This window comes from Ruegeria sp. F5 (assembly GCF_056533845.1).
The window spans coordinates 245,727-258,441 of the sequence record NZ_JBQFOU010000001.1; the positions used below are offsets into that span (position 1 = coordinate 245,727).

Below are 12,715 nucleotides of genomic sequence, written 5' to 3' on the forward strand. Positions count from 1 at the left end.
GGCGATGAACGATATTGCAGGAACCAAACCGGCGCTGCGCTGGGTCGTCCATGCCTCGGTCGTTTTTCTGGTCGTCTTGTGGATCATTCCGACGCTTGGCCTGTTGATCTCGTCCTTCCGCACGGCCGATCAGATTTCCGGCAGCGGCTGGTGGCGTTCTCTTTTCCCGTCCGAGCAGAACCTGACCCTGCGCAGCGCAGCGCCCGAGACGCAGGTGCTGGAAAACGGCGTTTACGTGATCGAAGGGCAGTTGTTCGATGGGGACCAGCAGGCCGTTATCTCGCGCTGGGGCATCAGTTCGCGCGACGTTGACGCCTATGCGCCCGGCGATATCGCCGAGCTGCGCCGGGGTGGCACCATCACCGTGGATGCCGAGGGCAACTACCGGATGGAAAACACCGAAGAGTTCACCGGCAATCGCGGCGCGCGTATCTTTGTGACCGCCGAACTGCCGCCCGAATTCACCACTGAGAACTACCAGAAAGTCCTGCTGGATCAGAGCAGTACCGACAGTATGGGCAAGGCCTTTTTCAACACGCTGACCGTGACGATTCCGGCGACGATCATTCCGATCCTCGTTGCAGCTTTCGCGGCTTATGCGTTGGCGTGGATGGACTTTCCCGGTCGTGCGCTTTTGATTGCTGCGGTGGTCGGCTTGCTGGTGGTGCCGTTGCAGCTGGCGCTGATCCCGCTGTTGAAGTTCCACCTGAATATCGGGATCGGCAAAGGCTATCTGGGGGTCTGGCTGGCCCATACCGGGTTCGGGATGCCGTTGGCGATTTACCTATTGCGCAACTACATGGCCGGATTGCCCCGCGACCTGATCGAGAACGCGCGGGTCGATGGCGCGACCGAGTTCCAGATTTTCACCAAACTGATCCTGCCGCTCAGTTTTCCGGCACTGGCATCCTTTGCGATCTTCCAGTTCCTCTGGACATGGAATGACCTGCTGGTCGCCAAGGTGTTCCTGATCGATGCCACGGGTCAGACCACGGTCATGACCAACCGCATCGTCGAACTGCTGGGCACGCGTGGGGGTAACTGGGAAATCCTTGCCACAGCGGCCTTTGTATCGATTGCCGTGCCGCTGGTCGTTTTCTTCGCAATGCAAAAATACCTGGTCCGCGGCCTGCTGGCCGGGTCCGTTAAATAGAGGCGTCTGATGAACGTGCAGAACACCGTAGAGCTTTCCCGTGTAACCAAAGCAGCGTCCGACTGGTGGCGCGGCGGGGTGATCTATCAGATTTACCCGCGCAGCTTTCAGGACAGCAATGGCGACGGGATCGGGGACTTGAAAGGCATCACCCAGCGGCTGGGCTATATCGCGTCGCTGGGCGTCGATGCGATCTGGATTTCGCCGTTCTTCAAATCTCCGATGAAGGATTTCGGCTACGATGTCAGCGATTACCGCGACGTCGATCCGATGTTCGGGTCTTTAAGTGACTTTCAGGAATTGCTGGATCAGGCGCATGCGCTGGGGCTGAAAGTGATGATCGACCTCGTGCTGTCGCACACATCGGACCAGCATCCGTGGTTCGGCGAAAGCCGTGCCAGCCGGGACAATGCGAAATCCGACTGGTATGTCTGGGCCGATCCGAAGCCGGATGGCACGCCGCCGAATAACTGGTTGTCAATCTTTGGCGGCCCGGCCTGGCAGTGGGATTCGCGCCGCCAGCAATATTATCTGCACAACTTCTTGACCTCGCAACCGGATCTGAATTTCCATTGCGTTGAGGTGCAAGACGCGCTGCTGGACGTGGCGCGGTTCTGGCTTGAGATGGGCGTCGATGGTTTCCGGCTGGACACGATCAACTTCTATTTCCACGACAAGCAGTTGCGCGACAATCCGGCACTGCCGCTGGACCAGCGCAACGCCTCGATCGCGCCGCAGGTCAACCCGTATAACCATCAGGATCACCTGTATTCGAAAAGCCAGCCCGAAAACCTTGCCTTCCTTGAACGGCTGCGTGCCCTTACCGATGAATATGAAGGCCGCGCCTGTCTGGGTGAGATCGGCGATGCCCAACGCGGGCTTGAGATCATGGGCGAGTACACAACCGGCGATAAGCGGATGCATATGTGCTATGCCTTCGAGTTCCTGGAAAAGCGCGCGCTGACAGCCTCTTACACCAAGCATGTGTTCGATGAACTTGAGGCCAAGGCCGGTGACGCCTGGCCCTGCTGGGCGTTCTCCAACCATGACGTGCAACGCCACGCCTCGCGCTGGAATCTGGATGAGGCCGCCATTCGTCAGCATGCGGTCCTGATGATGTGTCTGCGCGGCTCGGCCTGCCTGTATCAGGGCGAGGAGTTGGGCCTGCCCGAGGCCGACGTGCCGTTTGAGCAGTTGCAGGACCCCTATGGCATTGAGTTCTGGCCCGAATACAAAGGCCGCGATGGGTGCCGGACCCCGATGGTCTGGGCGGCGCAGGATGAGCAGTCCGGGTTCAGCACCGGCTCTCCATGGCTGCCGGTCAGCGCCCCGCAAGCGGAACGCGCCGTCGACCGGATGGAGCATGACCCCCAATCGATGCTGCATTTCTATCGCCGGGCCATAGCGCTGCGCCACGCACACCCTGCATTGGCATCCGGCGCGCAATCAGAGATGACGCAATCCGGACCTGTGCTGACATTCCTGCGCACAGATGCGGCTGAGCAGGTTTTCTGCGCCTTCAACCTGGGTTCTGAGCCAAGCGAGGTCACTCTGCCAACCGGTGACTGGCGTGTCATCGGTCAGGAATTGGGCGGAATCGAAGGTCAGGGCAAAGTCACGCTGAACGCAGCTCAGTTCTGCCTGTTGATCAGGGACGAGGGGTAAGCCATGTCGGAACTCAAACTCACGGATGTGGCCAAATCTTACGGGCCGGTTGATGTCCTGAAGCATATTGATCTGGACATCGAACAGGGCGAACTGATCGTCTTTGTCGGCCCCTCGGGCTGCGGGAAATCCACTTTGCTGCGGATGATCGCGGGGCTTGAGAAGATCACCGGTGGCACGCTTGAGATCGAAGGGCAGGTCATGAATGACGTGCCGCCCGCCCAACGTGGTATCGCGATGGTGTTCCAGTCCTACGCTCTGTATCCGCACATGACCGTGCGCGAGAATATGGCCTTTGCACTGAAAATCGCCAAACTGCCCGCGGCCGAGATTGACGCCGCAGTTGACCGCGCCGCCCGTATCCTGCAGCTTGATCCGTTCCTTGACCGCTTGCCCAAAGCCCTGTCCGGCGGGCAGCGCCAGCGCGTCGCCATCGGGCGGGCGATCGTGCGGGACCCCAAGGTCTATCTGTTTGACGAACCGCTCTCGAACCTCGATGCCGCGCTGCGCGTTGCCACCCGGATCGAGATCGCGCGGCTGAAAGAGGCGATGCCCGACAGCACGATGATCTACGTGACCCACGATCAGGTCGAGGCGATGACGCTCGCCAGCCGGATCGTGGTTCTGGCCAACAAGGGCATTGCTCAGGTCGGAACGCCGCTGGAGTTGTACGAGACGCCCGACAATGAATTTGTCGCGCAGTTCATCGGATCGCCAGCCATGAACCTGTTGCCCGGCAAGATCACCGGTACAGGGGCGACGACGACTGTGGCGCTGGATGCCGGTGGGGTCGCCGTTTCGGCAATTCCGACGAACGCGGCGGATGAGGGCAAACAGGTCAATATCGGTGTCCGGCCCGAAGACTATGTCATGACCGACAGCAACCCAATTCTGACGGGCGAGGTGGATTTCACCGAAGCTCTGGGAGAAGTCACTTTGCTGTATTTCGCTAACACGGGCGGCGCGGATCAGGTCATCGCAAAACTGCCGGGTGTGCAGCGGAACCTGCGGGGGCAGAGTGTTTCGGTCACGGCCAGCCCCGAGAAAGTGCACCTGTTCCATAACGGAATGTCCATGCGCTAGCGCCGTTTCGCGGCGCTTGACAACGCGGGTTTGCCTGTTTCACCATAATTGAAACGTTTCAATGGTGGGAAATGCGGGTTTCGGCGCAGCTATATACGGTCCGGCATTGCGGTGATCTGAGCGATCAGCTGCAGCTTGCGGCGGCGTGCGGCTTTACCGATGTCGAAACGACTGGCCTGCACCATTTGTCGCCGGGCGAAATGGCAAGCCTTGTCCGGCAATCCGACCTGCGTGTGCGATCCGCCCATTTCGACTGGGAAGAGTTCGACGACCGGTTTCCCGAGATTTTGGAAGTTTTGCACCTTCTGGAATGCCCAGTGGCCGTCATGCCTTGGCTGGCGCCCGAGGCGCGGCCCGGCACTGCAAAGGGATGGATAGCAGTGTCGGGCCAGTTATCCGAGTGGGCGGAACGCCTGTCCCGGCAGGGTGTGAAACTGGCCTATCACAACCACGATTTCGATGTGATCGGAGACGCCGGAGAAACGCCGCTGGATCTGATCCTGTCGCAGCCCGAAATCTACTGGCAACCTGACATTGGCTGGCTGGTGGCCGCCGGGCTGGACCCTGCGCACCTTATCCGACACCATAGCGACCGTATCCTGTCGATCCACGCCAAGGATGTGAATCCGGCAGAACAGGGTGACGCACGTTGGTGCGATCTAGGGGATGGGGTCGTGGACTGGCCCGCCGTTCTCCGATCGCTTCGCGCCACCCGTTGCACCGACCTGTTTGTCGAACATGATGACTCGCCAGACCCCAAGCGCACGCTGGAAAAGGGGCGGCAGTTCCTGATGGAACAGTTGGAACGGGTCGCGTGATGGCGCGGCCCACGATCAAATCGATTGCCAAGCTGACGGGCTATTCCGTCGGCACGGTTTCGAACGCCTTGCGCGGCTCGGAAACGGTCAAAGCCGAGACACGCGACGACATACAAAAGGTTGCCTCCCGTCTTGGCTATCGCGTCAACCTCGACGGGCTCAAACTGCGCACCAACAAATCCTACCGGATTGCGGTGCTGGTCGGTGTCTCAGCAGACGCATCCGAGGAGTGGGAGGGGGTGGAGTTCACCCAAATCCTGGCCGGGATTGCCGCCGCCCTGCAGGGCTCACGGTATGATCTGAGCGTTTTCAGCGTTGCCAGCCTTCCAGACTCGATGGAGACCCTGCGCGGTATCGTGCAAGAAGGGCTGGCCGATGGCGTCATATTCTCGGGCACGCGGCACAACGACCCTCGTATTACTTACCTGCAGGCGCAGGATTTTCCCTTTGTCACTTATGGCATGAGCGACAGCGACATTCCCCACGCGTTCGTCGATTTCGACAGCCAGACCGCAGCGCATGAGGCCACCGCCCGGCTGCTGCGGCTTGGGCACAAACGGATTGCTCTGGTCAATCCACCGGCAGAATTGGTTTACGCCACGCAACGGCAGCAGGGATATTCCGACGCGCTTGCCGCCAGCAAAATCCCTTTTGACCCCGCGCTGGTCTTCAACGGCGCGACCACGGCGCAAAGCGGGGCGCGGGCCTTTGGCGCTCTGATACTTCTGCCCGACAGTCCCACCGCAATCATCTGCGCCAATGAGGCGATGACGCTGGGCACCCTTTCGGCTGCAGCACAATCCGGCATTCAGGTCGGGCGCGATGTGGTCGTGATCTCGACCGATGATCTGCGGCTCAGCCAGTATTTTGTCCCGCCTCCCAGCACCTATTATGTTCCGATTGGCGAAACCAGTCGCCTGCTGGGGGAATTCATGCTGAAATCTCTGGACGGGGCCGACCCGACCGAGACCCAGAAAAAGATCAGGGCCACCTTCATCGAGCGGCAACCTGACAAACCCGCGCCGGCACCGGCGTGAACCAACTGACCCAACACAGGAGTAACCGGACATGTTCAAGAAACTGCTAGCCGCCGCAACCCTGGCCGCGATCACGGCCCCGGCTGCCTTTGCCGCCGATCTGGAAGGGCGTGTGCTCAAGATCGGAACGGATGCCACCTATCCACCGATGGAAACGGTCGATGAGACGACGGGCGAGATTGTCGGCTTTGATGTCGATGTGATGAATGCGATCTGCGCCAAGGTCAATTGCGTCCCCAACTTCGTCAACACCGCATGGGACGGTATCTTTGCCGCGCTGCAACAGGGCGAGTTCGACCTTGTGATCTCGGGCGTGTCGATCACGCCGGAACGGGAAGAGACGATGGATTTCTCCGAGCCCTACATCGTCGTCAGTCAGGCCGTCCTGCTGCAGGTCGACAATGCCGATATGACCCTGGACGACTTCAAGGCTGGCGGTCAGAAACTGGCGGCCCAGACCGGCACCACCAATGCACAACTGGCCGAAGAACTGGTTGGGCGCGAGAATGTCAGCCTGTATGACAACTTTTCGGCGGCAATTCTGGCGCTGCAGAACGCGGATGTGCAGGGTGTGATCATCGATGGCACCTCGGCCGCGGCCTATGAACAGGAATTTGCGGGCGAACTGACCGTTGGCATCACCGGCCTGCAATCCGACCCGCTGGGCATTGTGTTCCAGGAGGGCGACGCAACCGTTGACGCCATCAATGAAGGGCTGGCCGCGATCAAGGAAGACGGCACGCTGGATGCGCTGGTCGGCAAATACTGGGGCGCTGACTGAGCCTCTGAAACCTTCTCTGGCCCGGCGGTTCCTGCCGCCGGAGCCACAGCCCAGCGGAGAACCCCATGTCTCGCCTACGTTCGATCCGCCCGAGCAACCTTGTGTTGCTCGCAGCCGCCCCGTTCATCATCTACCTGTTCGCCACCTCGTCGAAATACCTCAGGTCGCTGGTGGCCATTCTGGGGATCGGAAACAACGCAGGACCGATCTTTGTGGGGTTCCTGCTGGTCCTGATCGTCGCTGTTCTTGGATATCTCTGCGCCCGGCACGCCCGGTTTGCCGCGCAGGCCCCGGTCTGGCTGCGCCTTTCGGCGCTGGCCGCGCTTCCGGCGGCGGTTGGGCTGGCCGTTCTGGGGTTCCTCGCACCGCACGTGTTGATGCCATTCGCCGAGTCGGTCTTCTTTCACGCCCTCAGCGAAAACACCTCGGCCCTGATCGATCGATCCAGCCAGACCTGGGTGTTGTTCCCCGAGGTCGTGGCGCAGGTTCAGCTGGGGCTTCAGGTTCTGCTGGTTTTTTACGCCGCTCTGGTCGGTCTGTCTTTGCTTTCCGGGCGGCTGCCCGCGAAACCGGGCAACTATGCGCGATTGGGATTTGAAATCCTGACCGGAGCGGCTCTGTTCTACCTGCTGTTCATGGCGCATTGGCAATTCGCCACGGGCGTCGCGATCACTTTCCGGGCGGCGATCTTCGCTTACATCTTTGCAGCCATCCTCGGGCTGATCTGGGTGGGTCTGCAATCCTTCAAGCAGAAAGCCCGGACAACTGTAGTCTATGGGTCGATCAGCCTGGCCTTGTTGGCGGTTTCCACGTTCTTCTTCATGCAGCCGCAAGTGAACTATGTTCTCGTCGGCAGCACGGATGCCCGTATTGCCATCGTGCGCGGCACGCCGCAGGCACAGGCGGATATCATCAGGTTTGGCGAATTCGAAGGCGGGGAAGACCGGCAATACCGCATCCGCAGCGCCACGGATGCAGCCAGCGCGCTGGAACAGATTGAAACGGTCGACAGTGTCTCGGGCGCGTTTGTCCCGGTCGAGGCGCACACGCAGGGCTATCCCGTTCTCTGGCAGACCAGCTTTCTGCCCGACAAGTACCGCAATCCGGCGCTTGCCTTCGCGGTCTTTGGCTTCCTGCTGCTGACCCTGACCATCGGCGGGGCCCAGCACAAGCTACACCCGCTCGCCGTTGGGGCCGAATTCTTCGTGGACACGATCCGGGGTATCCCGATGCTGGTCATCATCCTGTATATCGGCCTGCCGCTGGCCGGGGCGGTCAAGGATGCCACCGGCGGAGGCATCGACATGACGAACATGACCCGCGGGATCATCGCAATATCGGTGGGGTATTCCGCCTATATGGCCGAGATTTTCCGATCCGGCATCGAAGCCATCCCCAAGGGGCAGCTCGAGGCCGGAAGCTCGCTGGGTCTGTCGCGCTGGCAGACCGCGCGGCTGATCGTGTTGCCGCAGGCGTTGCGCATCGTGACGCCGCCGCTGGGCAATGAGTTCATCGCGATGATCAAGGATACATCGCTGCTGTCGATCCTGTCGGTGCGCGACATGACCCAGCGGATGCGCGAATTTCAGGCCGCCAGCTTCCTGCCCTTTGCGCCGTTCAACACGGCGGCGATCCTGTATGTCGTCATCACCCTTGGCTGCGCCAGTTTCCTGAAGTGGATCGAACGCCGCACCGCAAAGGACCACCGATGAGCAGGCTGGAACTGGGCGTCTGCTACTATCCAGAACAATGGGACCCCTCTCAATGGTGCGAGGATGCTTCGCGGATGGTCGGGATGGGGCTGGACTGGGTGCGCATCGCCGAATTCACCTGGGGGCTGATCGAACCTGAACGCGGAACATTTCGGTGGGACTGGCTTGACAAGGTGATCGACATATTAGGGCAGGCCGGGCTGCGCATCATGATGTCGACGCCCACAGCCTCACCACCCAAATGGCTGATCGACGAGTACCCGGACATTCTACCGGTTGGTCCCGACGGGCGGGTGCGCGGCTTCGGGTCTCGCAGGCACTACTGCTTTTCCAGCGAGACCTATCTGGCCGAGGCCCGCCGGATTGCCACCGAATACGCCCGCCGCTATGGCCGGAACCCGCATGTGCACGCGTGGCAAATCGACAATGAATATAACGACCACGACACCGCCCTCAGTTACTCCGAGGCGGCCCGGCAAGGGTTCCGGCGCTGGCTTGCGGATCGGTACGGATCGATCGAAGACCTGAACCAGACATGGGGCACCACGTTCTGGGGCGCGGTCTATTCCGGCTTTGATCAGATCGAACTGCCTAACGGGCTGGTTGCCTCTCCGAACCCGACCCATGCGCTTGATTTCATGCGCTATTCCTCAGACCGGGTGCGGCTGTTCAACCGGGCGCAGGTGGATATCCTGCGCGAACACGCCCCGGGCCGCGACATCACCCATAACTTCATGGCCGGAAGTTTCGAGTTCGATCACCATGCGGTTGCAGCCGATCTGGATATCGCCGGGTTTGACAGCTACCCGCTGGGCAATTTGCTGGGCTCGGCGCTGTCTGATGCCGAAAAACGCCGCTACCTGCGCACTGGCGCGCCGGATTATCAGGGGTTCCACTGTGACCTCTACCGTTCGCTGGGGAAAGGCCGGATGTGGGTTCTGGAACAACAGCCGGGGCCGGTGGACTGGGCCGACAAGAACCCTTCACCCGCCGACGGCATGGTGCGCCTGTGGACCTGGACCGCCTATGCGCATGGCGCACAGGCGGTGATGTTCTTCCGCTGGCGGCAGGCGAAATGCGCGCAGGAACAGTATCATACGGCCTTGTTCAGATCGGATGACAGCCGGGATCAGGCGGCAGAGGAACTGGCGCAGATCGTGAAAGACCGAAGCGTTTTGCCACCCGTAACCCGGGGGCGGGCCAAAGTGGCTATGCTGGTCGATTATGCGTCCATTTGGGCCGCCGACATCCTGCCGCATGACGACGAATTCCCGAATGCGCAAATTCTGCGGGAGTGGTATACGGCCTTTTCGCAAAGCGGCGTTGATCTGGATTTCATCGGCCCCGATGACGATCTGAGCGGGTATACTCTGATCGCGCTGCCGCAAAGCATGATCGTGACGGACGCGCTTGCAGCACAGCTGCGCGACAGCAAAGCCAAATTGCTGGTCGGAGCGCGATCCGGCAGCAAAACGCTGCAAATGCACACTCCGGCCAATCTGGCACCGGGGCCGTTGGCCGACCTGACAGGCGTTCGTGTCTTGCGCGTGGAATCCCTGCCTGATTTGGCGCAGGAGACCGTGCGTTTGTCCGGCGGGGCACAATTGGACTTCACGGGCTGGCGAGAGATTCTGGAGACCGACAGGGACGTCATTGGCCACTTCGTCAGCCCATATCGCAACGGCAGTCCGGCGGTGGTCCGGTCCGAGCGGGCGACTTATCTGGCGATGGTGCCGCGTGGTGCGTTGCTGTCTGAAATCGTTCAGGATGTGCTGGACTGGTGCGGCCTTGATTGGGCGGATTACGGACCCGACCTGCGGATAACCCGGCGGGGCGGTCTGCGATTTGCGTTCAATTTCGGCGATACGGTGATTTCGTTGCCCAAGGGGCACAGGAAACTGCTTGTTGGCGAAGATCCGATTCCACCACATGGCCTTGCTATCTGGCACGCGGAAGAGCCGTCCGGCTAAACCAGTGTTGCAGGGCCTCTGGCAATCTGGACTTATGAATTTCGCGAACTGTCACTTTTTGGCTGACCAACGCGCACAGAAAGTCCTATCAATAGAAAATAACAAAAAGAATCAGTCCAATATCGGGAGGAAAAACAATGGCTGACATGAAATCAATATCCAGGCGCACGGTGCTGAAGGGCGCGGGGGCTGCTGCTCTGGCGGCGCCGCTCTACAGCAAAAGCGCGCTGGCCTCGTCGGGTGAGATCAACATCCTGATGTGGTCGGACTATCTGCCGCCGACCTTCATTCAGGAGTTCGAAACCCTGACCGGCATCAAGGTGAACTACACCGGCATCGGTTCGAACGAAGAAATCATCAACAAGATGAAGGCCACCAAGGGTCAGGGCTTTGACATCGTCTCGCCCACCAACAACCGGTCACTGCAGTGGGAACCGCTGGAACTGTTGCAGCCCTTCGACATGAACAAGGTGCCGATTGATCTGGTGAACCCGGCGATGGCCAAAATCGGCACCGACGCGTGGGATTTCGGAGGCAGCGGCTCGCACTGGCTGCCGCATATCTGGGGCACCGAAGGCATCGCATATCGCACCGATCTGTGGCTGCCGGAAGGCGACGCGCCCTCGTACGGCGACGTCTGGTCGGAAGAAAATGCCGGCAAGACCATGGGCCGCGCGCATTCCATGATGCTGGGCGCTGGCCTTTACATGGAGCGCGCAGGCGAGATGGAGCCCGGTTCGGTCTGGGCCGCGTATGGCGACGAAGAGACGATGCGCAAAGTCTGGGGCCAGATCACCGATTGGTGCATCGCCCGCAAGGATCGGATCAAACTGATCTGGAACGACGCCGACACCCAGAAAAACGGCCTGCTGAACGAAGGCGTTATTGTCGGCCAGACTTGGGATGGCCCGCCGCTGGCGCTGAAGTCCGCAGGTGAGCCGGTGCACTATCAGGCTCCGGTCGAAGGCGCGATGGCATGGGTGGACGGTATCTCGATGCCCACCGGTGCTGCCAATATCGATCAGGTCTACGCCTTTATCGACTTCGCCTATCAGGCGAAACCGGCCGGTGTGGCGATCGACAGCCACGGCTACAACTCGCCGGTTCTGGGTGCCGACCAGTATTCGGGCGATACCTACAAAAAGAACTTTGCCGAGGCCTATCCGGGCGACTCGCTGGCCAACCTCAATCCGTGGCCGGCCGAAGCGCCCTGGTATGCGGAAACCCGGACCGAGTTCGTCAACAAGTTCAAAAGCGCCTGATCGCTTTGCAGACTGGCCCCTCGCAGCGATGCGGGGGGTTCTACCCCCGTGCGTCTAAAGGGCGTGCCGGGACCTACTGTGGTGCGGTGAAAACCGGCCAATACGGAGATATCAGCCATGAGTGCAGGGGTCGGAGTCGATCTGGAAAACCTGTGGATCCGTTTCGGCGATTTTGTCGCCGTCCGCGATGCCAACGTCAACATCAACGGGGGCGACTTCTTTTCGTTTCTGGGCCCGTCGGGCTGCGGCAAGACCACGATCCTGCGCGCGGTCTCGGGGTTTCTGGAACCCAGCGAGGGCAACGTCCTGATCGGTGGCAACAACATGCGCGGGATCGGGCCCAACAAACGCCCGACCGCGCTGATCTTCCAGAACCTCGCGTTGTTCCCGCTGATGAAAGTGTGGGAAAACATCACCTTCTCGATGGAGATCAAGGGGGCCAGCGCCGCCCAGCGGCGCAAGCGCGCGGATGAGCTGCTGGACATGATCGCGCTGCCGGGGCAGGGCGACAAGCTGCCCAGTGAACTGTCGGGCGGTCAGCGCCAGCGCGTCGCCATCGCCCGCGCCCTTTGTGCAGAGCCCGACGTTTTGCTGCTGGACGAGCCGCTGTCGGCGCTCGACCTCAAGCTGCGCCAGCATATGCGCACCGAATTGCGCGAAATCCAGCAGCGCGTCGGCATCACGTTTATCTACATCACCCACGATCAGGGCGAGGCGCTGACCATGTCGGACAACATCGCCGTCATGCGCGCAGGCGTGATCGACCAGATTGCCGATGGCAAGACCATCTACAACGACCCCAACACCGCCTTTGCGGCCTCTTTCGTGGGGGAAAACAATGTCTTCCGTGGCAAGATCAAACAGGTCATGGGCAACGAGGCTTTGATCGCAACCAACCGTTCGGGCGATCTGGTGGCGCGGATTTCGACCGCCAATCAGGGCAAGCTGAAAGTGGGTGACGACGCGATGATGTTCATCCGCCCCGAAGCCTTTGCCATCGCCCCTGATGGCGCGTCCGGGGACCAATTCGTCACCGCCCGCGTGACGCATGAAGAGTTCGAGGGCAACGTCTTCAATATCTTCACCGAAGGGGACGGCGGCAAAGAGATCAAGGTATCCCTGCCGAACCTCGGCCAGTCCTTCGAGGATCACACCGGCCAGAACATCACGCTGGAATACGAGACCCGCAACGCGGTTCTGGTTCCGGCGGGTGAACTGGCTGCGGAATAAGGGG

10 protein-coding genes are annotated in these 12,715 nt (G+C 60.6%); all 10 read left to right on the top strand.

Annotated features, from left to right (window positions below; all coding sequences use genetic code 11):
• Positions 1-4: 4 nt before the first annotated feature.
• The 10 genes from ACR0K1_RS01065 to ACR0K1_RS01110 all read left to right on the top strand — a co-directional run bounded on the left by ACR0K1_RS01065 (position 5) and on the right by ACR0K1_RS01110 (position 12,711).
• On the top strand, positions 5-1,153 hold the full coding sequence (locus ACR0K1_RS01065; RefSeq protein WP_480611585.1) for a carbohydrate ABC transporter permease: 1,149 nt from the start codon (positions 5-7) through the stop codon (positions 1,151-1,153).
• Between the two features lie 9 nt (positions 1,154-1,162).
• The gene (locus ACR0K1_RS01070) at positions 1,163-2,818 is read left to right on the top strand and encodes an alpha-amylase family glycosyl hydrolase (RefSeq protein ID WP_480611584.1); all 1,656 of its coding nucleotides are present in this window, start codon (positions 1,163-1,165) and stop codon (positions 2,816-2,818) included.
• Positions 2,819-2,821: 3 nt separating this feature from the next.
• Positions 2,822-3,901: an ABC transporter ATP-binding protein gene (locus ACR0K1_RS01075; RefSeq protein ID WP_480848244.1), complete on the top strand. Its 1,080-nt coding sequence runs from the start codon at positions 2,822-2,824 to the stop codon at positions 3,899-3,901.
• A gap of 71 nt (positions 3,902-3,972) precedes the next feature.
• Complete coding sequence (locus ACR0K1_RS01080; RefSeq protein ID WP_480611582.1) at positions 3,973-4,719, top strand: sugar phosphate isomerase/epimerase family protein; 747 nt, start codon at positions 3,973-3,975, stop codon at positions 4,717-4,719.
• Positions 4,719-5,756 (top strand): LacI family transcriptional regulator, encoded by a 1,038-nt coding sequence (locus tag ACR0K1_RS01085; protein WP_480848246.1) that lies wholly within the window; start codon positions 4,719-4,721, stop codon positions 5,754-5,756. The genes ACR0K1_RS01080 and ACR0K1_RS01085 overlap by 1 nt, the downstream gene beginning before the upstream one ends.
• A 31-nt stretch (positions 5,757-5,787) precedes the next feature.
• Complete coding sequence (locus ACR0K1_RS01090) at positions 5,788-6,537, top strand: basic amino acid ABC transporter substrate-binding protein (RefSeq protein ID WP_480611580.1); 750 nt, start codon at positions 5,788-5,790, stop codon at positions 6,535-6,537.
• A gap of 65 nt (positions 6,538-6,602) precedes the next feature.
• Positions 6,603-8,249 carry an amino acid ABC transporter permease gene (locus ACR0K1_RS01095; protein WP_480611579.1) on the top strand — a complete coding sequence of 549 codons (1,647 nt, stop codon included), beginning with the start codon at positions 6,603-6,605 and terminating at the stop codon, positions 8,247-8,249.
• On the top strand, positions 8,246-10,219 hold the full coding sequence (locus tag ACR0K1_RS01100) for a beta-galactosidase (RefSeq protein ID WP_480848249.1): 1,974 nt from the start codon (positions 8,246-8,248) through the stop codon (positions 10,217-10,219). The genes ACR0K1_RS01095 and ACR0K1_RS01100 overlap by 4 nt, the downstream gene beginning before the upstream one ends.
• Positions 10,220-10,356: 137 nt before the next feature.
• Positions 10,357-11,481, top strand: a complete 1,125-nt coding sequence (locus ACR0K1_RS01105) for an extracellular solute-binding protein (protein ID WP_480611577.1) — start codon at positions 10,357-10,359, stop codon at positions 11,479-11,481.
• A gap of 117 nt (positions 11,482-11,598) precedes the next feature.
• Complete coding sequence (locus ACR0K1_RS01110) at positions 11,599-12,711, top strand: ABC transporter ATP-binding protein (protein WP_480848251.1); 1,113 nt, start codon at positions 11,599-11,601, stop codon at positions 12,709-12,711.
• Positions 12,712-12,715 lie beyond the last annotated feature (4 nt).

Coding starts and splice junctions, on each gene's coding strand:
- ACR0K1_RS01065 (WP_480611585.1), top strand. CDS start 5: ATGAACGATATTGCAGGAACCAAACCGGCGCTGCGCTGGGTCGTCCAT.
- ACR0K1_RS01100 (WP_480848249.1), top strand. CDS start 8,246: ATGAGCAGGCTGGAACTGGGCGTCTGCTACTATCCAGAACAATGGGAC.
- ACR0K1_RS01085 (WP_480848246.1), top strand. CDS start 4,719: ATGGCGCGGCCCACGATCAAATCGATTGCCAAGCTGACGGGCTATTCC.
- ACR0K1_RS01080 (WP_480611582.1), top strand. CDS start 3,973: ATGCGGGTTTCGGCGCAGCTATATACGGTCCGGCATTGCGGTGATCTG.
- ACR0K1_RS01075 (WP_480848244.1), top strand. CDS start 2,822: ATGTCGGAACTCAAACTCACGGATGTGGCCAAATCTTACGGGCCGGTT.
- ACR0K1_RS01095 (WP_480611579.1), top strand. CDS start 6,603: ATGTCTCGCCTACGTTCGATCCGCCCGAGCAACCTTGTGTTGCTCGCA.
- ACR0K1_RS01070 (WP_480611584.1), top strand. CDS start 1,163: ATGAACGTGCAGAACACCGTAGAGCTTTCCCGTGTAACCAAAGCAGCG.
- ACR0K1_RS01105 (WP_480611577.1), top strand. CDS start 10,357: ATGGCTGACATGAAATCAATATCCAGGCGCACGGTGCTGAAGGGCGCG.
- ACR0K1_RS01110 (WP_480848251.1), top strand. CDS start 11,599: ATGAGTGCAGGGGTCGGAGTCGATCTGGAAAACCTGTGGATCCGTTTC.
- ACR0K1_RS01090 (WP_480611580.1), top strand. CDS start 5,788: ATGTTCAAGAAACTGCTAGCCGCCGCAACCCTGGCCGCGATCACGGCC.